We start from the raw sequence: 22,691 nt of genomic DNA on the forward strand, positions 1-22,691 counted from the left end.
GATTTTCTCACCCAGCCAGAGTCTTGATTCCATGAGCAACACACTGTTCGACACCGCCCCCGATTTCAATCAGCCGATCGCCGTGCTCAAGCATTGCCACGACCGCATCCGCAAGCAACTGGCCACGCTCGCCAAGCTGCCGCCCCACCTGGCCGCACACGGCGCCGACCTCGAAGCGCAAAAGGCGGTCCAGGCCGTCCTCAAGTATTTCAACAACGCCGCCCACCTGCACCACGACGACGAAGAACAGAACTTGATGCCGATGCTGCAAGCCACCGCGCGCGACGCCGACCTCGCCCTGCTCGAGCAACTGGTGCCCGGCATCCTGGCCGACCACGCCGCCATGGACCAGGACTGGGCGTTGCTGCAAGCGGAACTCGAAGCGATCGCGGCCGGCACCAGCACCGCCCTATCGGTAGAGAACGTAAGCCGCTTCTGCGACGCGTACACCGCCCACATGGCCAAGGAAGAAGCCAATATCGCACCGATGGCCAAGCGCCTGTTCAGCCCCGAGCAGATGGCGCAACTGGGCAGCGCGATGCAGGTGCGGCGCGGCATCACCCCTGCCCTGCCCGCCAGTCAGGTGCCCGAGCAGCAACAAGTACCGGTCCACAACACGGTGGCCGACGGCGTGGTGCTGGCCGACCTGCGCCTCGATTACGGCCGCGCCAGCCTGACAGAAAACGATGTGCTGGACGACCCGATCGCGCAATTCGGCAAATGGTTCGACGAAGCCATGCATGCGAAAGTGAACGAGCCGAACGCGATGAGCGTGGCCACCGTGGACACCGAGGGACGGCCCAGCTCGCGCATCGTGCTGATCAAGCAATTCGATGCGCGCGGCTTTACCTGGTACACCAACTACGACAGCCAGAAAGGCCGGCAACTGGGCGCCAATCCGCACGCGGCGCTGCTGTTCTTCTGGAGCGAACTGGAGCGCCAGGTGCGCATCGAAGGCACGGTGGTGAAAACCTCGGCCGAGGAAAGCGACAAGTATTTCTACAGCCGCCCGCTGAAAAGCCAGATCAGCGCGATTGCCTCGCAGCAAAGCGCACCGATTGCCAACCGCGAACAGATGGAAGTCAACTACGACGCCGTGGCAGCGGCCAGCGGCGAACACGCGGTGCGCCCCGAGCACTGGGGCGGCTACCGCCTCGACCCGGTGCGCATCGAATTCTGGCAAGGCCGCCGCTCGCGCTTCCACGACCGTATCGTTTATGTGAAACAGGCGGACGGCAGCTGGGCCAAGGAACGCCTGCAGCCGTAGCGCCTGTTCGTGCAGGAGCGCCCCGCCAATTTGGCCGGCTTTTGCTTACTTCACCCGGTGCGCGTAAATCGCGCGCAACTTGGCCACCTTGGGCGCCACCACGAAAGCGCAATAGCTTTGCAGCGGGTGGTGGCTGAAGTAATCCTGGTGATAAGCCTCGGCCGGGTAAAACACCGGCGCGGGCGCCAGCTCGGTGACGATCGGGGCATCCCACACATTGGCCATCTCAGCCACCACCTTGCGCGCCACCGCTTCCTGCTGCGGCGACAGGTAGTATACGACCGACCGGTACTGTGTGCCGACGTCATTGCCCTGGCGGTTGAGGGTGGTGGGATCGTGGATCGTGAAAAAGATTTCGAGCAGGTCGTGGAAATCGATCACGGCCGGATCGAAATCGATTTTAACCACTTCGGCATGGCCGGTCGCGCCGGCGCACACCTGCTCGTAAGTGGGATCGGGCGCCGCGCCGCCGGCATAGCCGGACACGACTTTCTCGACACCTTTGACGTCCAGAAAAACCGCCTCGGTGCACCAGAAGCACCCGCCGCCCAGTATGGCTGTTTCCATGAAAGCCTCCTGCCGTATTTGAATTCAGCAATAATGCCCAAGAACGCAGAAACACGCCGCGCGATGCAACGGGGACGCCTGTGACCGGACTTAGCGATTGATGTAGAGGCTTTTCATCTTCATGCCACCGCGCATTTTCTTCACGCCCGGCGCCATGTCCGCCGGGCAGGCGCCTTGGAAAGTACCGTTGAGGACGTTGTGCTGCACCTCGGTCTTGCCATTCAATTCAAAAGACGTGTCGGCCGTGAGCGTGTAGGACTTGGCCAGATCGCCCTTGAACGAGCCGGCCAGCTTGGCGTCGGGGCAGCTGGACTTGAAGCTGTAGCCGTCACCGTTCAGCTCTCTTGCCGTAGGGCTATTGCGCAGTTGCCATGCAATCTTTGGCATAATGGCTAAAAGACTCAGGCTGACCATGCACACCATTTCCCCCCGCGCCGCAGAACGACCATTCGACACCGCCCATTTCCGCCAGGCCTTGGGCCAGTTCGCCACCGGCGTCACCGTGATCACCACGCGCCTGGCTGACGGCACGTTTCGCGGCCTGACCGCCAGTTCCTTCAACTCGGTCTCGCTCGATCCGCCGCTGGTGCTGTGGAGTTTGTCCAACAACGCCAACAGCATGCCCATCTTTACCGGCAACTCGCACTACGTGATCAACGTGCTCAGCGCCAGCCAGGCCCACCTGGCCAAGCTGTTTGCCACGCGCGGCGCGGACCCGTGGGCCACGGCCGAATACGAGCTGTCGCGCACCGGCCACCCGATTTTAAAAGGCGCGTCGGCCTGGTTCGAGTGCCACAACCGCAGCCGCTATCCCGAGGGCGACCACGTGATCTTCGTCGGCGAAGTGGAGCTGTGCGAGTTCTCCCCGAGCCCGCCATTGATCTTCCACGGCGGCCAGTTCGGCAGCCTGGGGTAAAAACGGAAATTGGTGTCGCCATTAGAAAAGCCGTGCCATGGGCGGCGGCTTAGAATGCAGCAGCATTCACCATAATGAGAGACCACCATGAGCCAAGCCCGCGCCCAGTTCCACTGGGATGATCCCCTGCTGCTGGACCAGCAGTTGACCGACGAAGAGCGCATGGTGCGCGACGCCGCTGCCGCCTATTGCGGCGACAAGCTGGCCCCGCGCATCCTCGACGCCTTCCGCCACGAGAAGATGGACACGTCCATCTTCCGCGAGATGGGCGAACTGGGCCTGCTCGGCCCCACCATTCCCGAACAATACGGCGGTCCCGAACTCAATTACGTGGCCTACGGCCTGATCGCGCGCGAAGTCGAACGCATCGACTCCGGCTACCGCTCGATGATGAGTGTGCAATCGTCGCTGGTAATGGTGCCGATCTATGAATTCGGTACCGAGGCGCAGCGCCAGAAATACCTGCCCAAGCTGGCCACCGGCGAATGGATCGGCTGTTTCGGCCTCACCGAACCCAACCACGGCTCCGACCCCGGTTCGATGATCACCCGCGCCAAGAAAGTGCCGGGCGGCTATGCGCTGTCGGGCGCCAAGATGTGGATCACCAACTCGCCGGTAGCCGACGTGTTCGTGGTGTGGGCCAAGGACGACGAAGGCGCGATCCGCGGCTTCATCCTCGACAAGGGCATGGCGGGCTTGAGTGCGCCGGCCATCCACGGCAAGTTCGGCCTGCGCGCCTCGGTCACCGGCGAGATCGTTATGGACAACGTGTTCTGCCCGGAAGAGAACGCCTTCCCGGACGTGCGCGGCCTGAAAGGCCCGTTCACCTGCCTCAATTCGGCCCGCTACGGCATCGCCTGGGGCGCGCTGGGCGCAGCCGAAGCCTGCTGGCACACGGCGCGCCAGTACGTGCTGGACCGCCAGCAATTCGGTCGTCCACTGGCCGCCAACCAGCTGGTGCAAAAGAAGCTGGCCGACATGCAGACCGAAATCACGCTGGGCCTGCAAGGCTGCTTGCAACTGGGCCGCATGAAAGACGCCGGCACGGCGGCGGTGGAAATCACCTCGATGATGAAGCGCAACTCGTGCGGCAAGTCGCTCGACATCGCCCGCGTGGCGCGCGACATGCTCGGTGGTAACGGCATCTCGGACGAGTTCGGCATCATCCGCCACATGGTCAACCTCGAGGTGGTCAACACCTACGAAGGTACGCATGATATCCATGCGCTGATCCTGGGTCGGGCGCAGACGGGTATCCAAGCGTTCCAATAACGGTACCATGATGTCTGAAAAATGCATGTATTTTTCGGACATCATAGCGATTCTTCCAACCAGTCAAATATTTTCGATTGCTGCCAAATTGCGCAGCAGATATTCTTAAACATGGGTGCCGTGAACGCGATATCGCCATGTGACGGACTGTAAATCATCCCCTTGCTGATGATTTGCGCGCGGCGCGGCCCCAGGCTCTGCATGGTCTCGCCGAGTGCGTCTGCGACATCCGAGGAGCGATACGGGCCATTACCCAGCTTTGCCATCGCGATCACATACTCGCGCTCTTTCAAGGTGAGTCGATCAAAACGAACTTTGAAAAACCCGTCATCAAGGCGCTTCAGGGTGTTCGCCTCCGCTCGTCTCGCGTCCTGCAATGTAATGGTATCGCCGGTCGCTATATTCCACGACTGGTGCCCCCACTCTCGAAGAAAATACGGGTAGCCCTGCGTCTTTTCCACGATCTCGTTCAAAGCGGCTTCGTCAATGACCGCCTGCTCGTCATTCACCGGCTGACGGATGGCATCTTTCGCATCCTCTGGTGATAAAGCACCTACGTCTGGAAAATGGAATAAGCGCTCCGAATAGGACTTGGAGTGTCCTGAAAGTGCCGCTACCTGTGGCAGTCCTGCACCGAAAAATACCACCGGAAGATTTTCCTGGCTGATCTTATGCAGGGAAACAATCAGTGCGGCCAAATCTTTTTGCCCCAGATACTGTACTTCATCGATCAGCAGGGTCCACGCCTTTGCCGCAGCTTGCGCCGCCTCGCCGATGCGTACGAACAGTTCGGGCAAATCACTCTCAAGATCACCACTGTCTGCAACACCAATTTCAGGCTCCACCGCGATTGATGCGTCGCCATATTCAAACTTGAAAACGGAAGCGAACGACCTGAGCGCACGCATCGCGTCATGGGCCTTAGCCTTGGCATTCTCCGCACTGGATAACTTACGCAACACCTGATGTACACGCGGCAGCAGTAATTCGCCCAATGACTTGCCCTCGGGCGCTTCAATCGAGGTCGTCAAATGGCCATGATGTCTGGCGACATTTTCAACTTCATTGAGCAGAACGGTTTTACCCACACCACGCAGCCCCAAGAACATTTGCGAGCGACTCGATCTGCCAATCAATGCACGTTGAACAGCAATTCTGGCGTCGTTGATGATCGCCTGTCGACCGGCCAGTTCCGGAGGCTTGTTACCTGCACCTGGCGCAAAGGGGTTTCGTACAGGATTCATAGGCGGCTCGCTATAGAAAAGTATAACGATGTATAGCTATGTATACGCCTGTCAGCTATATGGCGACAGATTTTGGTAGAACGAGAGTTGGCAGCGTATGCCGATGGTAGCGCGAACGCGAAATGGTTTGAACCGGATGGAAGGAAATATCAGGAAATTTGCCCAAATTTGCGGGGCGTACCGCACTCGACAGGCGGTCTTGAACCATCCGAAGGCCCAGCATCGGGGAGCCGCTGCACCTTCGGATGTTTATTTTTAGAAGCTCAACCCCTTGAAGTTGTAGCCAATGCTGATACTGGCCGCGACCGGGTCCAGGCGCACGTTCTGGGTTTGGCCGGTCGAGAAGTGGACCTTGGTTTTGAGCTTGGTCTTGATCACGGTGGCGTCGAGGAACCAGTTGTCGTCGATGCGCCAGGTGGCGCCGATCTGGGCGCTCACACCGGCTTTGTCGTCGAGTTTATAAGTCGCGCCAGGGCCGCCGGTGTTCAAAATCGATGTCAGCTGTCCCGAACCCCGTTCCTTGATGAACATCGCGTAAGTCAGGCCCAGGCCAACGTAGGGACGGAAGGTGGCGTTGGCCGGCATGAAGCGGTACTGGATGAAGGCGGTCGGTGGCAGCACCATCGAGTCGCCGAGCTTGCCGGTGCCTTCGATCGAACCGGCGCCGATCAAGTCGTGCTTGTACGGCACGCCCAGGTCCAGCTCGGCCGACCAGTTATCGGTGAGCATGTAGGCAATCGCAAAGCGCGGCTTGGTGTCGGGCTCGACATCGGCCTTGGTGCCCGGCAGTGCCGGCGCCGACACGTCGCCCGAATCGACCTTCGGGGTGATCTTGTTCAGGCCCAGGGTGCCCAGCCAGGTGCCGGCCGTTTGTTGCGCCGAGGCGGCCGTGGCCACCGACATGGCGGCTGCCAGCACCAGCAGTTTGAGCGAGGTTTTATTCATTTCGTCTCCAGATTCTTGTTCGTGTTGTTCGTTGCCGGCAGACGGCCGCTTGTGCGCGGCCACCGCCGGCTACCGCCGCCTTACATCCAGCCCTTGGTCACCAGGCTGCGCGACACGTAACGCGCCAGCAGCAGGTTGTTGAACGGTGTCGGATGCACCTCGTCGGCGAACGAGTAGTGGCTGACATCGCCGGCCACCAGGTTGCTGCCGTTGCAGACGATCGCGGAGCCGATCGGGTTCTTCGCCGCGCTCAGGTCGCATGCCGGTTCGGCGACATTGGTCAGGCCATACGGTCCCGGGTTGGTGGCCTGGTCGTGGCTCACTGCGTACACGTCGACGATCACCACTTTCTGCTCGGTGGACAGGCCGGCGGTCAGCGCACCGTTGAAGGCGCCGACCATGGAGTCGATCAGGGCACGGATCTCGGCAGTACGGGAGCGACCGCTAGGCGTTGTAGCCACGTCCGGCAAGTTGTTGACGGTGACGTAGTTGGCGCCGTTGGCGATGATCTGGCTTTTTACCAGGGTGGCCAATTGGGTGCCGGCATCGCGCATTTGCGTCACCAGCGTCGGCGCGGTGGTGGTCACGAAGGCGGCGCCGGCGGCGGCGCCGTCGGCAGCGGCCTTGGTCACCATCGGGCCATATACTGCCGGGGAAACCACAGCACCGTTGCCGGGCTGCACTGCTGCAGCGCCGACCGCGCTGGTGGTAATACTGGCCTGAGTGCTGCCGGGAACCGCTGCCTGGGTGGTAGCGGCAAACAGGATGGCTGCACGCGCTGTAGTAGGGTTGGTGGCGCCTGCAGCCAGTTGCGTGGCCAGGCTGACGATATAGCCCTGGCCGCCAGCAGCGGTCGCGTCAGCGCTCAGCTTGGACAGCAGGAACAGTACATCGTTACCGCCAGCCATCACCAGCACCAGTTCGTCACCCTTGAACTTGCCACCGACAGCGGCCAGGTGGTTGGCGACCTGGGTCACGACTGGTACCGTCATGAAGCCGGTGGCAGCGCCGGTGGCGATATTGCCGGGGCCGACAGGATTGGTCACGCGCGCGCCGCCCTGGGCGTAGCCGTAGCAGCCTGCGTTGGCTTTGCGGGGAACGTTGAAACCTGGGGCGGTGCCGTCGAGGCCGGTCAATGCGGCGCACGGCGCCGGCAAACCCAGTTGGGCGGCCACCAGCTCGGTCCAGTTACGGCCGGTCAGCGTGGCATTGATCGCCGTGTTGTCGCCATTGATGGTGAACTTGCCGCCCTTGAGGGCGGCAATGGTGCCAACGTTATACGAGCCCACATCCGACAGGCTGTCACCGAACGACACTTGCGAGTTAAATTTGACACGAAGGGTTTGATCGCCCGCTTCCGGGCTGGAGCCACCGCAACCGGCAAGGATGGCGAGAGCCATTGCGGCGATGGCAAGTTTGGTGTGACGCATATTGTCTCCTGAGGATATTGTGGCCCAATAAGAACGGGCGTGCTATTCATGCACAACTAGTCTGCCAGCGTTGGGCTGGAATGTATAGCAGCGCGCACTCAATTTCTCAGGGGTTGTGTTCAAAAAAGAACAGTTGCTCGGATAGGAATTCCAGCGTTGCTTTTAATCAAAAAAGTTGGTCGCTGGAATACATAAAAACAGCAGATTATTGACTCAGGAAGCGTGCCAGGATGCCGGTCGAACCGAAGACAGAACGGCGCAGGCGGTCGTTCACGCCGAGCCAGGCATCGTCTTGTGGCGGGGTTTCCACCAGTATCACATCGGCTTGCACCAGGTCCATCTCGCGCAGCGCGGCATAGATGCCGTAGGCGTAGCCGACCGGCTCGGCCGGCAGCAAGCGCATGTTGTTGCCGAGTTCGCCGCAAGCATGACCGATCACGGCCACGCGGGCGCCCTTGGCCTGCAGTTGCGCAACTGTGTCAGCCAGGGCAGCGTGCGCCACCATGGTGACCGGCGTGCGCGGCGCGTAGTGCGATTCCAGGGTGCCGGATGCGCGCGGTGCGGCCTGGTCGGGTGCGGCTGGCAACTGGCCGATCACGTTAGCGATCTGTTGCGCCGTGATATGGCCGGGGCGCAGCAGCACCGGGCCATGCGTGGCCAGGCGCGACAAATCGACGATGGTCGATTCGATGCCGACCTGGCTGGCGCCGCCTTCGAGAACAGTGACATGCAAGCCGGCCGAACACGCCGGCTCGCCGGTGATCGAGCCCTCTTCCACATCATCGAGGTGGAATTCATCGCGCACGTGTTGCGCGGTGGTGGGACTGACGTTGCCGAACTTGTTGGCCGACGGCGCGGCGACGCCACCCTTGCCGCCCTTGAAGGCGGTCAGCAGCGCAATCGCTACCGGGTGCGACGGGCAGCGGATGCCCACCGTGTCCTGGCCGCCGGAAACGGCGTCCGGGATGTGGCTGGCGCGCTTGAGTATCAGTGTCAATGGACCGGGCCAGAAGGCAGCGACCAGCTGGCGCGCGGCATCGGGAATCTCGGTGACCCAGTAATCGAGGTCGGCGCCGGGCGCCACGTGCACGATCACCGGGTGATCGTTGGGACGGCCCTTGGCGTCATAGATGCGAGCGACCGCTGCCGGGTTTTCGGCATCGGCGCCCAGGCCATAGACGGTCTCGGTGGGAAACGCCACCAGGCCGCCTGCTTCCAGCACGCGCGCGCCGGCCGCGATGGCGGCTGCGTCGGCAACGGTATTGACCACACTCACGGCGCGATACCGAGGATGTCGCAGGCCGCCAGCAACTGCTGTTGCGCCTGTTCCAGGGTGGCGGCCACGAAGGTCAAATGGCCCATCTTGCGCGCGCGGCGCGGGTCGTCCTTGCCATACAGGTGCAGGCAGGCGCCGGGCAGCGCCAGCACCTGGTCCCAGGCCGGCTCACGCACATCATCGCTGTCACCTTCAAACCAGACATCGCCGAGGATGTTGAGCATGACGGCCGGCGAATGCTGGCGCACGTCGCCGAGCGGCAAACGGGCCATGGCGCGTACCTGCTGCGCGAACTGGCTGGTGATGCAGGCGTCCATCGTGTAGTGGCCGCTGTTGTGCGGACGCGGCGCCATTTCGTTGACCACCAGCGAACCATCGGTGAGCACGAAAAACTCGATGCACAGCACGCCGACGTAACCGAGCTCAGCCACGATCGCTTGCGCCGCCTGCTGCGCCTTGACGGCACTCTCGGCCGAGACGTGCGGGCCCGGCACCGTGGTGGTAAACAGGATGCCGTCGCGGTGGACGTTTTCAGCGATCGGATACACGACCGATTCACCGTCGTGACCGCGCGCGGTCAGCACCGAGACCTCATACGCCAGCGGCAGCATTTTTTCCAGCAGGCAGGTCACCTGCCCCATCTCGGCAAACGCGGCGCGGACGTCGTCACGCGATGTCACGCGCACTTGCCCCTTGCCGTCGTAACCCATGCGCACGGTTTTCAGGATGCCGGGCAACAGGTCGTCGGCAATCGCGGCAATGTCTTGCTCGCTGGCGATCACCTTGTGCGGCGCCGGCAGCACGCCCGATTTTTCCGCGCAATCGACAAAGAAACGTTTCTCGGCAATGCGGTCCTGCGCCACCGAGACGCCGTGGGCGTTGGGTGCAACAAACACCGACTGCGCCAGGCGCGACAGGCTGTCGGCCGGCACGTTCTCGAATTCGGTGGTGACGGCCAGGCATTGCGCGGCCAGCGCGTCGAGGCCGGCGGCATCGCTGTAGCCGGCGTTGACCAGGCGCTGGGCCACCTGCCCTGCCGGGCAGGTGTCGGACGGTTCCAGCACGGCCACCTGGTAGCCCATGCTCTGGGCGGCGTGGGCGAACATGCGGCCGAGCTGGCCGCCGCCCATCACCCCCAGCCAGGCTGGCGGGTTGGCGGCGGGCAGCAGGGGGATTACTTTTGAATTACTCATTATGTCCTACAGCGGCAGAGTCATGGCCTTGGCGGCATCGGTTTGCGTGACGCGGAACGCTTCGAGCTGGTCAGCCAGCGCGTCGTCGGTGGCGGCAATCATGGCCACCGCCGTCAGTGCTGCGTTGGCAGCGCCCGCTTCGCCGATGGCAAAGGTCGATACCGGCACGCCCTTCGGCATTTGCACGATCGACAGCAGCGAATCCTCGCCGCGCAAATATTTCGACGGCACCGGCACGCCCAGCACCGGCACAATGGTCATGGCAGCAACCATGCCCGGCAGGTGGGCCGCACCGCCGGCGCCGGCGATGATGGCGCGCAGGCCGCGGGCGCGCGCGCTCTTGGCGTACGCATACATCTCGTCGGGCATGCGGTGGGCGGAAATGACTTGCGCCTCGAACGGCACGCCGAACTGTTTAAGAACGGCAACCGCGTTTTGCATCACGTCCCAGTCCGAGGACGAGCCCATGATGACGCCAACCAATGGCTTAGCTTGATCGGTCATCTTATGCCTTCAGCTTGTCGCCGGTCAGGCGCTCGATGGCTTCGAAATACTTGGCCTGGGTTTTCTCGATGACGTCGGCCGGCAGTGCCGGTGCCGGCGCGGTCTTGCCCCAGTCGGTCAGGGTTTCCAGGTAATCGCGCACGAACTGCTTGTCGAAGGACGGTGGCGAGATGCCCACCGCGTAGGAGTCTGCCGGCCAGAACCGCGAACTGTCTGCCGTCAGCACTTCGTCCATCAGGTGCATTACGCCGTCATCGTCGAGACCGAATTCGAACTTGGTGTCAGCGATGATGATGCCGCGCGTGGCGGCATACTCGGCAGCTGCCGTATAGAGCTTGATGCTGACATCGCGCATCTTGGCGGCGAGTTCGGCGCCGATGCGGCTTTCCATGTCGGCAAAGCTGATGTTTTCGTCGTGCTCGCCCAGGTCGGCCTTGGCGGCCGGGGTGAACAACGGCTCCGGCAGTTTCTCGGCCTGTTGCAGGCCTTCCGGCAACGTGATGCCGCAGATCGCGCCAGTCGCCTGGTAATCCTTCCAGCCCGAACCGATGATGTAACCACGCACCACGGCTTCGACCATGATCGGTTTCAGACGTTTGGCGACAACTGCGCGCCCCTTCACCTGCACCACTTCGTCGGCGGACACCACGGACTCAGGCAGCACGCCGGTCAGGTGGTTCGGCACGATGTGGCCCAGCTTCTCGAACCAGAAATCGCTCATCTGGTTCAGTACCATGCCCTTGCCGGGAATCGGTTCATTCATGACCACGTCGAAAGCCGACAGGCGGTCGGTGGTGACGATCAGGATCTTGTCGTCGCCGACAGCGTAGTTGTCGCGGACTTTGCCGTGACCGAGCAGTGGCAGGGAGGAGATGGAGGACTGGTAGAGGGCGTTCATAGCTAGCACTTAGTGTTATTAAAAGCGAAACCGGCGGAAAGCAACGCTCTCCGCCGGTCGAGAACTCACGGGTCAGTGGCCCCGTTGCAGACAGGATTTTACTTCACAATTTGCGACAGCTCGCCGGCCTTGTAACGCTCGGCCATTTTTTCCAGCGTCACTTGCTTGATTTTCGATGCCTGGCCGGCGCAGCCGAACGCTTCGAAACGGGCGCGCACAACTTGCTCGGCAGCCAGGCGGGCCGGCTTCAGGTAGTCGCGTGGGTCGAATTTCGACGGGTTCTGGAACATGAACTGGCGGATCGCGGCGGTCATGGCCAGGCGGATGTCGGTGTCGATGTTGATCTTGCGCACGCCGTGACGGATGCCTTCCTGGATCTCTTCGACTGGCACGCCGTAGGTCTCTTTCATGTCGCCGCCGAATTCGCGGATCACGGCCAGCAGCTCTTGCGGCACCGACGACGAACCGTGCATCACCAGGTGGGTGTTGGGGATGCGGGCGTGGATTTCCTTGATGCGGTCGATCGCCAGGATGTCGCCGGTAGGCTTGCGGGTGAACTTGTAGGCGCCGTGCGAGGTGCCGATGGCAATGGCCAGCGCGTCGCACTGGGTTTGCTTGACGAAGTCGGCAGCCTGGTCGACATCGGTCAGCAGCTGTTCGCGGGTCATGGTGCCGTCGGCGCCGTGGCCGTCTTCCTTGTCGCCCTTCATGGTTTCCAGCGAACCCAGAACACCGAGTTCGGCTTCGACGGTCACGCCGATCGAGTGCGAGAATTTCACCACTTCGCGCGAGACAGCGACGTTGTATTCATACGACGCCACCGACTTGCCGTCGGCTTCGAGCGAACCGTCCATCATCACCGACGAGAAGCCGGAGCGGATGGCGGCCATGCAGACCGCCGGCGACTGGCCGTGATCCTGGTGCATCACGACCGGAATGTGCGGGTAGGCTTCGATGGCGGCGTCGATCAGGTGACGCAGGAACGCTTCGCCGGCATATTTGCGGGCGCCGGCGGACGCTTGCATGATCACCGGGCTGTCGAGCGCATCGGCAGCAGCCATGATGGCTTGCACTTGTTCCAGATTGTTGACGTTAAAAGCAGGAATGCCGTAACCATTTTCAGCAGCATGGTCCAGCAGTTGACGCATCGATACGAGGGACATGGTATGTACTCCAAACAATTAAAAAAAAAACCTTGCCGGAGCAGCACCACGCCCGCTCGCGCGGGCATGGTCTCCGGGCTTACTTATTAACGACCTGACCGACCTTGACGATCCGAAGCGCATTGGTGCCACCGGCGTAACCCATGCGGGAACCCCAGGTGACCACGATGATGTCGTCTTTCTTGACGATGCCGCGCGCCACCAGCAACTCTTCGGCCTGGCGCATCACGGTGGCGCTGTCGCCGGCTTGCGCCAGGTTGAACGCCTTGACGTTGCGGTACAGCGAAGCCTTGCGCTCGGTCACCACGCTCGGCGTCAGCGCGTAGATCGGCGTGTCGATGTTATGACGGCTCATCCACAGCGCGGTGGAACCGGATTCGGTCAGCGCCACGATTGCTTTGACTTCCAGGTGATGCGAGGTAAACAGCGCCGCGTACGCGATCGACTGGTCGATGCGGGTAAACGTGGCGTTGAGGAAGTCGGCGTCGAGCTTGTTGTACTCGGACAGCTCGGCTTCCACGCAAATGGCCGCCATCATTTCCACGGTTTCGATCGGGTAGCGGCCCGAGGCCGTTTCCGCCGAGGTCATCACCGCATCGGTGCCGTCCAGCACCGCGTTGGCCACGTCCGATACTTCGGCGCGGGTCGGCACGGCGTTGAAAATCATCGATTCCATCATTTGCGTGGCGGTAATGGCCAGCTTGTTCGATTCGCGCGCCATGCGGATCATGCGCTTTTGCAGCGCCGGCACTGCGGCATTGCCCACTTCCACTGCCAGGTCGCCGCGGGCGACCATGATGCCATCGGACGCGTCGAGAATTTCTTGCAGCACGGGAATGGCTTCCGCGCGCTCGATCTTGGCGATCATCATCGGCTTGTGGCCGTACGGCTCGCCGGCGATGTTGGCCAGCTGGCGCGCCATTTCCATGTCGGTCGCGCTTTTCGGGAACGAGATCGCCAGGTAGTCGCACTGGAAGCTCATCGCGGTCTTGATGTCTTCCATGTCCTTGGCGGTCAGCGCCGGCGCGGTCAGGCCGCCACCCTGGCGGTTGATGCCCTTGTTGTTGGACAGCTCGCCACCGATCTTGACGGTGGTGTAGATCTCGCTGCCGATCACTTTATCGACCACCAGCACGATCAGGCCGTCGTTGAGCAGCAGCTTGTCGTCGGGACGCACGTCCTGCGGCAGCGCCTTGTAATCGAGGCCCACGCGTTCCTGGTTGCCCAGTTCGCCGTTCTCGCCCCACTTGGCGTCCAGGATGAACTTGTCGCCGTTGACCAGTTCGATCTTGCTGTTCTCAAATTTGCCGACACGAATCTTCGGTCCCTGCATGTCCGCCATGATCGCCACTTCGCGGCCGCACTCGGCAGCGGCTTCGCGCACCAGGCGCGCGCGGTCGATGTGATCCTGCGCCTTGCCGTGCGAGAAGTTCAGGCGCACGACATCGACGCCGGCACGGATCATTTTGACCAGGACGTTGAAATCAGTAGAAGCTGGGCCGATCGTGGCGACAATTTTGGTGCTACGGGACATAGTATTCCTTGAGCGTAAGGTCATGCGGACAGCTTCCGCGCCAGGCGGAAACCAGGGAAAGTGCTGCCGTACCGGATGTCAAAGTCACCATCAATGTAGCCAAACTACAAAAGTTTGTAGCAATCTTACAAAAACAGTTGACTTGGACGGGCATTACAGCAATTTTACTGGCAATTCACTACACCGCACGACCGTGCTATTTACTAATCTTGGACCAAAAACATTATTGCGCTGCAGCGCGCTGGGTCAGGATTTCAACCGCAGGCAGGGTCTTCCCTTCCAGGAATTCCAGGAACGCGCCACCACCGGTGGAGATGTAGCCGATCTTGTCGGTGATGTCGTACTTGGCAATCGCGGCCAGGGTGTCGCCACCGCCAGCGATCGAAAACGCTTTCGAGGCAGCGATGGCCAGCGCCAGCGTCTTTGTGCCTTCGCCAAACTGGTCGAACTCGAACACGCCCACCGGGCCGTTCCAGACGATGGTGCCGGCAGCGGCGATTTGCTCGGCCAGCAGGGCCGAGGTTTTCGGGCCGATGTCGAGGATCATGTCGTCGTCGGCAACGTCGGCCACGTCCTTGACGGTGGCCGCTGCCGTTGGCGAGAATTCCTTGGCGCACACCACGTCCACTGGAATCGGCACGGTAGCGCCGCGCTTGGCCATGATCTCGATGATGGCCTTGGCTTCTTCCACCAGCTCGTTTTCCACCAGCGACTTGCCGATGTTCAGGCCAGTAGCCTTCATGAAGGTGTTGGCGATACCGCCGCCCACGATCAGGTTGTCCACCTTGTCGGCCAGCGCTTTCAGGATCGACAGCTTGGACGATACTTTCGAACCGGCGACAATGGCCAGCAGCGGACGGGCCGGGGCGCCCAGCGCCTTGCCCAGTGCGTCGAGTTCGGCGGCCAGCAGCGGACCGGCGGCAGCCACCGGCGCGAACTTGGCGATGCCATGGGTGGACGCTTCGGCGCGGTGCGCAGTGCCGAACGCGTCGTTCACATAGATATCGCACAGGCTGGCCATTTTCTGGGCCAGTTCATCGGCGTTTTTCTTTTCGCCCTTGTTCACACGGACATTTTCCAGCAGGACCACCTGGCCGGCTTGCAGGCCTTCCAGGCCGGCGCCGTCTATCCAGTTCTGCTTCAGTTCGACCGGCTGGCCCAGCAATTCGGACAGGCGTGCGGCAACCGGCGCCAGGCTGTCTTCAGGCTTGAACTCGCCTTCGGTCGGACGGCCGAGGTGGGACGTGACCATGACTTTGGCGCCAGCGGCAGTGGCGGCACGAATGGCCGGTACGGAAGCGCGGATACGCGTATCTTCGGTGATATTGCCCGCATCATCCTGCGGCACGTTCAAGTCGGCGCGGATGAACACACGCTTGCCCTGCAGGGCATTTTGGTCGATAAGATCTTGCAGACGGATGAAGTTCAAGACAGCGGACATGGCGACCCATTGGTTGAGTGATAAGAAGGCGCTATTCTACCGCAAGGCCAGCGTGATTTAATTGTTATTGAAATACACGAATCAGCCCAGCAAAACACGTAATGCCGTGAAGCAAGCCATACCGAATATAATGGTTTCCAGCATATTGCGGCGCAGCAAATAATAGGCTGTTGCCGCGATTCCTGACAATAATTTGATATTGCTCAAGTCCAACACGACCGCTCCGGCGGGCGACAACATCAGGTCGGGACCGATAATTGCCGCCAGCGCGCAGGCGGGCGCGTAGCGCAAGATATCCTGCACCCGCTTCGGGATGTTGATATGGTGGCCGATCAGCCACAAGGAACTGCGCGCGGTGGCGGTAGCCAGCACCAGCGCGCCGATCACGATCCAGATCTCCAGGTCAGACATGGCGGCCCCGCAGATTCGTCAGGCAACTTTCCACCAGCATGGCGGCCAGCATGCCCACCACCACCGCCACCAGCAAACCGAGTTTATATGGCAAGCCGAACGCGGCCACCGCCACCGCGCCGGCCACCAGCACGCCGCACAGCGCCGGCACGCCCGCCACCAGCGGGATCATCACGCACACGATGGCCAGGGTGCCGGCAAAACCGAGGCCCCACTCGGGTGGGACGGTACTGCCGACGAAGATGCCGATGATGGAACCGACCTGCCATGCCGACCAGTTCGGATAGATCAGGCCTTTTAAATAGGACAGCTTGCCCGCCTGGGGCGCGGCGTCCGGGTATTTTTGCAGGAACAAGGCGACGGCCAGATCGCCCGAGACATATCCAAGCATCAGGCGCTGGCGCCATGGCAGGTGGGCAAAGTGCGGCGCCAGCAAGGCGGCAAAGATCACGAACCGCAGGTTGACCACCACGGCGGTCAGAAAAATCACCGAGATCGGCGCGCCGGTGGCAATCAGCGGCAGCGCCGCCAGTTGCGCCGAGCCGGCAAACACCAGCAAGGTCATCGCCAGCGCCTGCGGCACCGACAAGCCAGATTTGACCATGGCCACGCCCACCACCAGGCCCCAGGCAGCGATGCCGAACAAGGTGGGCATGCCGGTGCGCACGGCTTCGCGCCAGGCTTGCGGGTGGTGCCGGTCCAGGGTGTTCAAGGTAGGGTTGGTCATGAGGGAAGTGTGGCATTCCTGCCACATGGCACGGCGCACCGGGAATGAAGAGGCGCTATTTTACCGATGATTTTTGCTCAATGCGCGAATCCGTTAAAATCGTGGTTTTCCCTAGCCTTCGGAGCCCGCATAACATGACCGCCAACACCACCAACGCAGCCGCCGCAGTTGAACTCGACGGCAAGGACTTGCCGGCGCACTGCCCCAACCCGGCTATGCCGCTGTGGTCGTCGCACCCGCGCGTGTTCCTCGAATTCGACCACCACGGTACTGCCAAGTGCCCGTACTGCGGCACTGCCTACCGCCTCAAGCCCGGCACCGTCGTCGGCCACCACTAATCCCCGGACGCAGCCGCATGCCAACCAAACGTGTCAAACAGCTCAACGGCAGCGCTGCCGAAACCGAGACCGCGTTTTACGACGCCCTCAACCGGGCCGACGTCGATGCGCTGATGGCCCTGTGGGCCGATGACGACGAGATCGTCTGTATCCACCCGGGCGGCCAGCGCCTGATCGGCCACGCCGCCATCCGCACCTCGTGGGAAGCGATCCTGGCCCAGGGCGGCCTGCACATTTTGCCGTCGCAGCTGCACGAAACCCATACCTTGATGAGCTCGGTGCACACGGTGGTCGAAGGCACCACTGCCGCCAGCGGCGAGCCGGCCCACCTGCTGGCCACCAACGTCTACAGCAAAACCCCGCGCGGCTGGCGCATCGTCCTGCACCACGTGTCGATCGCGCCCGGCGCGGCGCCGGTCGATCCGCAGGCGCAAATCCTGCACTGATGTGAAATACCCTGCGCCGTTCTGGCTGCCCAGCGGCCACCTGCAAACCATCTACCCCGCCAAGTGCATCGCCAAGCCGGCGGTGCGCTACCGGCGCGAACGCTGGGATGCGCCGGACGGCGACTTCGTCGATGTCGATTTCGTTGACGGCCAGCCGGGCCAGCCCTTGGTGGTGCTGTTTCACGGGCTGGAAGGCTCGTCCGACAGCCATTATGCCCGCTCACTGATGGCTGCCGTGGCCGCGCGCGGCTGGTCGGGCGCCGTGCCGCATTTTCGCGGCTGCTCGGGCGAAGCCAATCGCGCGCCGCGTTTTTATCACTCGGGCGACGCCGCCGAGGTGGACTGGATCGTGCGCCGGCTGCACGCCCGCCACGCCGGCAAGTTTTACGCGGTTGGGGTCTCGCTGGGCGGCAACGCCCTGCTGCGCTGGCTCGGCGAATCGCAGCACCAGGCCGATTTCGTCGATGCCGCTTGTGCGGTGTCGGCGCCGCTGGACCTGGCGCAGGGCGGCGCTTCGCTCTCGCGCGGTTTCAACATGGTGTACACGCGCATGTTCCTGCAAACGCTCAAGCCCAAGTGCATCGCCAAGCTCGAGCACTTCCCCGGCCTGTTCGACCTCGACGCGCTGCACGCCGCACGCGACCTGTATGCGTTCGACAACGTCGTCACCGCCCCGCTGCACGGCTACCGCGACACCAACGACTACTGGGACCGCGCCAGCGCCAAGCACGTCCTGAGCGACATTACGGTACCCACCCTGGTGCTCAACGCCAAAAACGATCCGTTCCTGCCCGGGCGCCACCTGCCACAACGTGCGGCGTCGAACGTGGTGCTCGAGTATCCTGACCACGGCGGCCACGTGGGCTTTGCCGTGGGCGGCCTGCCCGGCAAGCTGGACTGGCTGCCCCGGCGCCTGCTGCACTTCCTCGATGGCGCCCACGACACTGGAAACTTACAATATGGATGATATCGTCAAGCAGGCCCTGGCCAAGTGGCCCGACGTTCCCAACTGCTACGGCTGGCTGGCGCTCGACGCGCGCGGCCACTGGCGCATGCGCGACGAACGGGCCCAGCACCTGGACCTGCCCGGCGACAAGCTCACCAATGCCGCCCTGGTCGGCTTCATCAACCGCAACTATGCCGCCGACGAGCGCGGCTGCTGGTATTTCCAGAACGGCCCGCAGCGCGTGTACGTGCAACTGGCAGCAACGCCGTTCATCGTGCGCACCGATCCCCAAGCCGGCTGGCTGCTGCACACGGGTGTGGTCATGCCTGCCATCGAGACGGTGGCGCTGACCGATGCCGGCGCCCTGATACTGGTGGGGAATAAAGTGGTGGCGCAGCTGGACGACCGCGATTTTGCCCAGGTACTGCCGCGTCTGCATTTAAACGGCGCGCCGGCGGGCGACGACGCCTTGCTGGCGTGGCTGGACGATCCGGCCGCCCCCTTGACCCTGGCCGATGGCGAGCGCCACATGGCGATCGAACGCGTCCCTGCCGACCAGTTGGCCCGGCGCTTCGGCTTTGTCAGCGTACCGGGCGCTCAAGGTTAGCTGAGGATACGGCAAGCAGATGGCAGATACGCGGGCTCGGTCCGGTTGGGCCGGTGGGTTGAGCCTGTGTGGTGCCTTCCGCGCAGACCCCGCTGTCAGCTGCTCGCGCCTGGTGGGGCGGGTAGCCTGCAACGATGCGCTGGCCAGGCGTACTGGCAACGCCGCCAGTGCGGCCGGGGCGCGCTGCCAGCAGCCCGGCGGCTATCGCGTCAGGCTATCGAAATCGGATTTTTGCCGCAGCCGCTCGAACGGATCGGTACTCTGGCGCAAGCGGCCGGACGGGTCGGTCCACTCCCTGTCGGCGCTAATGCCCAAGCCGCTGGCGCTACTGGTGCTACCAGTGCCATTGCTGCCGCTGGCACTGCTGCCGCTGCGCAGCTCGGCCTTGAAGGCTGGCTGTAACGCCAGGTCTTTCTTGGCCTTGTCTCCCATCGCCTCGCGCTGGCGCGCCTGCCAGTCGCGCTCGCGCGCATCGATCAGCGCCTGGTCGTAGAACGACGCATCGGACGCCTTGCGCGCAAAGCCGAGCTGTTCCAGTGCCGACAGGGTGCCGCCTTGCAACATGTATGACTCGGCCAGCGCAATGTGCTGCAAGGCGATCTTGCCCTGCTTGGAATACACCTGCGCCAGGTAATCGAATACTTCCGGCTCTTCGCGATACAGCTGGGCCTGGTCGCGCAGGTAGGCGTCCGCCTCGTCGTACTTGCCGGCGGCGATCATGGCCTCGGCATACAAATGCGACACGGTGCGCGACAGCGGGAATTTCAGCTGCGCCGCTTTCGCTTCTTCCAGGCCCTTGGCGATGGATTCGTGGTCGTCTGATTTGCCCAGCTTGATCTCGATCGAGGTGGTGACGAAAATCGCGTCCGATGCCGGCTTGGGCGCAGCGCTGAACGTGCCGGGCGGCGGCGCCTTGTTGAACGTGCCGCGCGCCTTGTCCAGCCATGCCTGGGCATTGGCCGGCTCGCCATTCTTGAGCGACCAGAACGCCATGCCGTACTGGCCGGCCGTCAGTTGCAGGCGGTTTTCCTGCTTCATCTGTTCTTCGAAGAACTGCTTGGCCTCGGCCATCGCCTGCGAGCCTTGCGCCTGCAACACGCGCGCGCGCGAACGCACCAGGTAAAAATCCAGGCTGTCGGCCCGCTGTTTATAGGGCTGGTCGCGGATGCGCGCCTGGATGTCGGCGATGCGCTCGGTGGTGAGCGGGTGGGTTTGCAGGTAGGCCGGCACCAGGTCGCTGTAATTGCGGGTGGCCGACTGCATGCGCTGGAAGAAGGCCACCATGCCGGTGGTGTCGTAACCGGCCTCGCCCATGATCTGGAAGCCAATGCGGTCGGCCTCGCGCTCGGCTTCGCGGCCGAAATTGAGCTGGCGCTGGATGGCCAGCCCCTGCCCGCCCATGAACACGCCGATGGCGGCATCGCCACCGGCGCGCGAAGCGAGCGCCGCCAGGATCATCGCCGCCAGCGGTATCAGTGCATCCTGCTTTTGCTGGCCGATCGACCGGGCGATGTGGCGCTGCGCCACGTGGCCGATCTCGTGGCCCAGCACGGACGCCAGCTCCGACTCGGTCTGCGCCGCCAGCAGCAAACCGGAGTGCACGGCAATGAAACCGCCGGGCAGCGCGAACGCGTTCAGCTGGGGATCGCGCACCGCAAAAAAGTAGTAATCGTAATTGGCCTCGCCGCGCGCGCCGGGACGCGCCGCCACCAGCGCATTGCCGAAGTTGTTCAGGTATTCGAGGATGGGGCCGTCGTCGAGGAAATCGCGGTCGCGGCGGATATCGCGCATGATTTCCTCGCCGATCTTGCGTTCCGTAATGGGCGACAAGTCCTGGCGTTCGGCGTCGCCCAGCGCCGGCAAATTGGGGATTTTCGCGGGTGCAAGCGCATTTTGCGCCATGGCCATCGGCATCGCGATCAACAAAGCCGCAGCCACCATGCGCAGACGCAGGGGACGGCGGGACTCACTGGTAGGGGGGCGGTGTTTTGAATTCACGGTGCTATGATACCCGCAACCGGGACGACAGCGCACGGCGCCCGTCCCTCGCTCAATTTATTGACCCTTTGCCACCATTCGCACCACGCCCATGACCGACACCCTCCCCCCCGCCGACCACCTGACCCACTTCGACGCCACCGGCCAGGCCCACATGGTCGACGTCGGCGCCAAGGCGCAAACCCACCGCATTGCCATCGCGTCCGGCACGATCCGCATGAAGCCGGAAACGCTGGCCATCATCATGGGTGGCACGGCAAAAAAAGGCGACGTGCTGGGCATCGCCCGCATCGCCGCCATCATGGCCGCCAAGCGCACCAGCGACCTGATCCCCCTGTGCCATCCGCTGGCCCTGACGCGCGTGGCCGTCGATTTCGAGACCGATGAAGCCAACGCCAGCGTGCACTGCAAGGCGCAAGTAGAAACCTTCGGCAAGACCGGCGTGGAAATGGAAGCGCTGACCGCCGTGCAGGTCGGCCTGCTCACCGTGTACGACATGTGCAAGGCCGTGGACCGCGGCATGGTGATGGGCGAGATCCGGGTGATGGAAAAGCATGGCGGCAAGTCGGGCGACTGGAGTGTGACAAGTTGATACGCATTCCATGACGCATCCCATGCAGACGCCCAAGTCCCGCACAGACATGGTTCTTCGGGCTGCGGGGGCAGGAACAGTATCTACGGCTTGGTCGAAGAGATAAACTCTTCGAGATCTTCCAAACGATGTTCCCAGATGATCATGATGGGCGTGGCTTGCGCGTCGCGGATATACTCCGGTTTGAACACGCCGCGCAAGGCGGCCGCAGTCAAGACTTGCGCGCCAAATTGCGCATTCCAGTTTTCAGCGTCCTTGATGACTTCCTTGTTGAGACGTTTGCGACTGTTGATCTCGGAATTCGAACTTTTGCATTCCAGCGCCAAGCGCCGTCGATCGTAGAGTCCGATGATGCAATCGCCATTGTCGTTGCCCAGCGTGGCGCCGACCATATACTCGCCGGCATTGGGCAAGTCTTCGACGTGCATGATCGAATGGCGGGGCGTTGGAACGCGGACAAATCCCAGCGCGTCCAGCAACCGTACAACAGCGCCCTCCAACTCGGCCCGTTCGTCGCCGCGCCGCTTGGTTTGCACACGCTGGCAGGTAGCGACAACAGCGGAGGCTATCTTGGCCACGTGCAGTTGTTCATCGGTCGGCGTGGCGCCCGTGGCCAGCCATGGGAAGCGTTTCGGGTCGATGGTTTGACGAATCAACTCAACGAGCTCATCAGCAAATTCCTGGTCCTGCAATATCGCTGCGCCGGTGACGCTTCGGCACATGACCGTGCGCAAGTCATCAGCGGAAATCGGTGGCGCCGTCAGGTAGCGTAGCGCTGTGTTGAATGCCGGATTGCGAACGATCTTTGCAAGCTCCTGGCGATTTGTTGGCTTCGCCAACAGGACAGGCAGTTTCTCGATAACATACTCGGCAGCTGTCTGCGCTGCGGCGAATTCAGCCAGATAATCGGCCAATGGTTCCTTCATCCGTCGCAGTCGGAACAGCCTGGTGGACTCGGTGCAGTCTTTCTTTATTT

At 62.5% G+C, this 22,691-nt stretch carries 24 protein-coding genes; 8 read left to right on the plus strand and 16 right to left on the minus strand.

The window, feature by feature from the left end; translation table 11 throughout:
- The first annotated feature begins 31 nt into the window (after positions 1 to 31).
- Complete coding sequence (gene pdxH, locus F8197_RS26000) at positions 32 to 1,267, plus strand: pyridoxamine 5'-phosphate oxidase (protein ID WP_152884767.1); 1,236 nt, start codon at positions 32 to 34, stop codon at positions 1,265 to 1,267.
- Positions 1,268 to 1,312: 45 nt separating this feature from the next.
- Here pdxH and msrA read toward each other — a convergent pair whose 3' ends face one another.
- Both msrA and F8197_RS26010 read right to left on the minus strand, forming a co-directional pair.
- Positions 1,313 to 1,834 (minus strand): peptide-methionine (S)-S-oxide reductase MsrA, encoded by a 522-nt coding sequence (gene msrA / locus F8197_RS26005; RefSeq protein ID WP_152884769.1) that lies wholly within the window; start codon positions 1,832 to 1,834, stop codon positions 1,313 to 1,315.
- A 90-nt stretch (positions 1,835 to 1,924) separates the two neighbouring features.
- Entirely contained in the window at positions 1,925 to 2,248 is a 324-nt protein-coding gene (locus tag F8197_RS26010) for a hypothetical protein (RefSeq protein ID WP_227012428.1), read from the minus strand.
- On the opposite strand from F8197_RS26010, the gene F8197_RS26015 reads away from it, so the two are divergent.
- Entirely contained in the window at positions 2,247 to 2,750 is a 504-nt protein-coding gene (locus F8197_RS26015; RefSeq protein WP_019923811.1) for a flavin reductase family protein, read from the plus strand. The genes F8197_RS26010 and F8197_RS26015 overlap by 2 nt on opposite strands.
- An 87-nt stretch (positions 2,751 to 2,837) precedes the next feature.
- On the plus strand, positions 2,838 to 4,022 hold the full coding sequence (locus tag F8197_RS26020) for an acyl-CoA dehydrogenase (protein WP_152884771.1): 1,185 nt from the start codon (positions 2,838 to 2,840) through the stop codon (positions 4,020 to 4,022).
- Between the two features lie 41 nt (positions 4,023 to 4,063).
- On the opposite strand, the gene F8197_RS26025 is transcribed toward F8197_RS26020, so the two are convergent.
- From F8197_RS26025 to F8197_RS26080, 12 genes are all read right to left on the minus strand, one after another.
- On the minus strand, positions 4,064 to 5,266 hold the full coding sequence (locus F8197_RS26025; RefSeq protein WP_152884773.1) for an AAA family ATPase: 1,203 nt from the start codon (positions 5,264 to 5,266) through the stop codon (positions 4,064 to 4,066).
- A 255-nt stretch (positions 5,267 to 5,521) separates the two neighbouring features.
- On the minus strand, positions 5,522 to 6,211 hold the full coding sequence (locus tag F8197_RS26030) for an OmpW family protein (RefSeq protein ID WP_152884774.1): 690 nt from the start codon (positions 6,209 to 6,211) through the stop codon (positions 5,522 to 5,524).
- A gap of 80 nt (positions 6,212 to 6,291) precedes the next feature.
- Entirely contained in the window at positions 6,292 to 7,641 is a 1,350-nt protein-coding gene (locus tag F8197_RS26035) for an SGNH/GDSL hydrolase family protein (RefSeq protein ID WP_152884776.1), read from the minus strand.
- A 205-nt stretch (positions 7,642 to 7,846) separates the two neighbouring features.
- The gene (locus F8197_RS26040; RefSeq protein ID WP_373996986.1) at positions 7,847 to 8,917 is read right to left on the minus strand and encodes an L-threonylcarbamoyladenylate synthase; all 1,071 of its coding nucleotides are present in this window, start codon (positions 8,915 to 8,917) and stop codon (positions 7,847 to 7,849) included.
- Positions 8,914 to 10,110 (minus strand): 5-(carboxyamino)imidazole ribonucleotide synthase, encoded by a 1,197-nt coding sequence (locus F8197_RS26045; protein WP_152884779.1) that lies wholly within the window; start codon positions 10,108 to 10,110, stop codon positions 8,914 to 8,916. Before F8197_RS26045 ends, F8197_RS26040 begins: the two co-directional genes overlap by 4 nt.
- A 6-nt stretch (positions 10,111 to 10,116) precedes the next feature.
- Entirely contained in the window at positions 10,117 to 10,614 is a 498-nt protein-coding gene (purE, locus tag F8197_RS26050; protein ID WP_152884781.1) for a 5-(carboxyamino)imidazole ribonucleotide mutase, read from the minus strand.
- A gap of 1 nt (position 10,615) precedes the next feature.
- Entirely contained in the window at positions 10,616 to 11,512 is an 897-nt protein-coding gene (locus tag F8197_RS26055) for a phosphoribosylaminoimidazolesuccinocarboxamide synthase (protein ID WP_152884783.1), read from the minus strand.
- 98 nt (positions 11,513 to 11,610) lie between these two features.
- The gene (gene fba, locus F8197_RS26060) at positions 11,611 to 12,675 is read right to left on the minus strand and encodes a class II fructose-bisphosphate aldolase (RefSeq protein ID WP_019923803.1); all 1,065 of its coding nucleotides are present in this window, start codon (positions 12,673 to 12,675) and stop codon (positions 11,611 to 11,613) included.
- 79 nt (positions 12,676 to 12,754) lie between these two features.
- Positions 12,755 to 14,209, minus strand: a complete 1,455-nt coding sequence (gene pyk / locus F8197_RS26065; protein WP_152884785.1) for a pyruvate kinase — start codon at positions 14,207 to 14,209, stop codon at positions 12,755 to 12,757.
- Positions 14,210 to 14,432: 223 nt separating this feature from the next.
- Positions 14,433 to 15,650 (minus strand): phosphoglycerate kinase, encoded by a 1,218-nt coding sequence (locus F8197_RS26070; RefSeq protein ID WP_152884787.1) that lies wholly within the window; start codon positions 15,648 to 15,650, stop codon positions 14,433 to 14,435.
- A gap of 81 nt (positions 15,651 to 15,731) precedes the next feature.
- The gene (locus F8197_RS26075) at positions 15,732 to 16,061 is read right to left on the minus strand and encodes an AzlD domain-containing protein (RefSeq protein ID WP_152884789.1); all 330 of its coding nucleotides are present in this window, start codon (positions 16,059 to 16,061) and stop codon (positions 15,732 to 15,734) included.
- Positions 16,054 to 16,788 carry an AzlC family ABC transporter permease gene (locus F8197_RS26080; RefSeq protein ID WP_056137997.1) on the minus strand — a complete coding sequence of 245 codons (735 nt, stop codon included), beginning with the start codon at positions 16,786 to 16,788 and terminating at the stop codon, positions 16,054 to 16,056. Before F8197_RS26080 ends, F8197_RS26075 begins: the two co-directional genes overlap by 8 nt.
- 134 nt (positions 16,789 to 16,922) lie before the next feature.
- On the opposite strand from F8197_RS26080, the gene F8197_RS26085 reads away from it, so the two are divergent.
- The 4 genes from F8197_RS26085 to F8197_RS26100 are packed head-to-tail and all read left to right on the plus strand — an operon-like array spanning position 16,923 to position 19,125.
- Positions 16,923 to 17,126 carry a zinc-finger domain-containing protein gene (locus F8197_RS26085; protein ID WP_019923798.1) on the plus strand — a complete coding sequence of 68 codons (204 nt, stop codon included), beginning with the start codon at positions 16,923 to 16,925 and terminating at the stop codon, positions 17,124 to 17,126.
- Between the two features lie 17 nt (positions 17,127 to 17,143).
- Positions 17,144 to 17,572: a nuclear transport factor 2 family protein gene (locus F8197_RS26090; protein ID WP_019923797.1), complete on the plus strand. Its 429-nt coding sequence runs from the start codon at positions 17,144 to 17,146 to the stop codon at positions 17,570 to 17,572.
- A 1-nt stretch (position 17,573) separates the two neighbouring features.
- On the plus strand, positions 17,574 to 18,539 hold the full coding sequence (locus tag F8197_RS26095) for a YheT family hydrolase (protein ID WP_373996987.1): 966 nt from the start codon (positions 17,574 to 17,576) through the stop codon (positions 18,537 to 18,539).
- Complete coding sequence (locus F8197_RS26100) at positions 18,532 to 19,125, plus strand: DUF2946 family protein (protein ID WP_152884791.1); 594 nt, start codon at positions 18,532 to 18,534, stop codon at positions 19,123 to 19,125. Before F8197_RS26095 ends, F8197_RS26100 begins: the two co-directional genes overlap by 8 nt.
- 201 nt (positions 19,126 to 19,326) lie before the next feature.
- Here F8197_RS26100 and F8197_RS26105 read toward each other — a convergent pair whose 3' ends face one another.
- The gene (locus tag F8197_RS26105; protein WP_152884793.1) at positions 19,327 to 21,066 is read right to left on the minus strand and encodes a M48 family metalloprotease; all 1,740 of its coding nucleotides are present in this window, start codon (positions 21,064 to 21,066) and stop codon (positions 19,327 to 19,329) included.
- A 148-nt stretch (positions 21,067 to 21,214) separates the two neighbouring features.
- Here F8197_RS26105 and moaC point away from each other — a divergent pair, with 148 nt between their 5' ends.
- Entirely contained in the window at positions 21,215 to 21,715 is a 501-nt protein-coding gene (gene moaC / locus F8197_RS26110) for a cyclic pyranopterin monophosphate synthase MoaC (RefSeq protein ID WP_152884795.1), read from the plus strand.
- A gap of 83 nt (positions 21,716 to 21,798) precedes the next feature.
- Here moaC and F8197_RS26115 read toward each other — a convergent pair whose 3' ends face one another.
- Positions 21,799 to 22,629 carry a XamI family restriction endonuclease gene (locus F8197_RS26115; RefSeq protein WP_162241417.1) on the minus strand — a complete coding sequence of 277 codons (831 nt, stop codon included), beginning with the start codon at positions 22,627 to 22,629 and terminating at the stop codon, positions 21,799 to 21,801.
- Between the last annotated feature and the right edge of the window lie 62 nt (positions 22,630 to 22,691).

The sequence above is a fragment of the Duganella sp. FT27W genome, assembly GCF_009295655.1.
GTDB lineage: Bacteria > Pseudomonadota > Gammaproteobacteria > Burkholderiales > Burkholderiaceae_D > Rugamonas > Rugamonas zoogloeoides.

Bases quoted from the DNA above. Each gene is read 5' to 3' on its own strand.
- pdxH (WP_152884767.1), top strand. From the start codon at position 32: ATGAGCAACACACTGTTCGACACCGCCCCCGATTTCAATCAGCCGATC.
- msrA (WP_152884769.1), bottom strand. From the start codon at position 1,834: ATGGAAACAGCCATACTGGGCGGCGGGTGCTTCTGGTGCACCGAGGCG.
- F8197_RS26015 (WP_019923811.1), top strand. From the start codon at position 2,247: ATGCACACCATTTCCCCCCGCGCCGCAGAACGACCATTCGACACCGCC.
- F8197_RS26010 (WP_227012428.1), bottom strand. From the start codon at position 2,248: ATGGTCAGCCTGAGTCTTTTAGCCATTATGCCAAAGATTGCATGGCAA.
- F8197_RS26020 (WP_152884771.1), top strand. From the start codon at position 2,838: ATGAGCCAAGCCCGCGCCCAGTTCCACTGGGATGATCCCCTGCTGCTG.
- F8197_RS26025 (WP_152884773.1), bottom strand. From the start codon at position 5,266: ATGAATCCTGTACGAAACCCCTTTGCGCCAGGTGCAGGTAACAAGCCT.
- F8197_RS26030 (WP_152884774.1), bottom strand. From the start codon at position 6,211: ATGAATAAAACCTCGCTCAAACTGCTGGTGCTGGCAGCCGCCATGTCG.
- F8197_RS26035 (WP_152884776.1), bottom strand. From the start codon at position 7,641: ATGCGTCACACCAAACTTGCCATCGCCGCAATGGCTCTCGCCATCCTT.
- F8197_RS26045 (WP_152884779.1), bottom strand. From the start codon at position 10,110: ATGAGTAATTCAAAAGTAATCCCCCTGCTGCCCGCCGCCAACCCGCCA.
- purE (WP_152884781.1), bottom strand. From the start codon at position 10,614: ATGACCGATCAAGCTAAGCCATTGGTTGGCGTCATCATGGGCTCGTCC.
- F8197_RS26055 (WP_152884783.1), bottom strand. From the start codon at position 11,512: ATGAACGCCCTCTACCAGTCCTCCATCTCCTCCCTGCCACTGCTCGGT.
- fba (WP_019923803.1), bottom strand. From the start codon at position 12,675: ATGTCCCTCGTATCGATGCGTCAACTGCTGGACCATGCTGCTGAAAAT.
- pyk (WP_152884785.1), bottom strand. From the start codon at position 14,209: ATGTCCCGTAGCACCAAAATTGTCGCCACGATCGGCCCAGCTTCTACT.
- F8197_RS26070 (WP_152884787.1), bottom strand. From the start codon at position 15,650: ATGTCCGCTGTCTTGAACTTCATCCGTCTGCAAGATCTTATCGACCAA.
- F8197_RS26075 (WP_152884789.1), bottom strand. From the start codon at position 16,061: ATGTCTGACCTGGAGATCTGGATCGTGATCGGCGCGCTGGTGCTGGCT.
- F8197_RS26080 (WP_056137997.1), bottom strand. From the start codon at position 16,788: ATGACCAACCCTACCTTGAACACCCTGGACCGGCACCACCCGCAAGCC.
- F8197_RS26085 (WP_019923798.1), top strand. From the start codon at position 16,923: ATGACCGCCAACACCACCAACGCAGCCGCCGCAGTTGAACTCGACGGC.
- F8197_RS26090 (WP_019923797.1), top strand. From the start codon at position 17,144: ATGCCAACCAAACGTGTCAAACAGCTCAACGGCAGCGCTGCCGAAACC.
- F8197_RS26100 (WP_152884791.1), top strand. From the start codon at position 18,532: ATGGATGATATCGTCAAGCAGGCCCTGGCCAAGTGGCCCGACGTTCCC.
- F8197_RS26105 (WP_152884793.1), bottom strand. From the start codon at position 21,066: ATGGTGGCTGCGGCTTTGTTGATCGCGATGCCGATGGCCATGGCGCAA.
- moaC (WP_152884795.1), top strand. From the start codon at position 21,215: ATGACCGACACCCTCCCCCCCGCCGACCACCTGACCCACTTCGACGCC.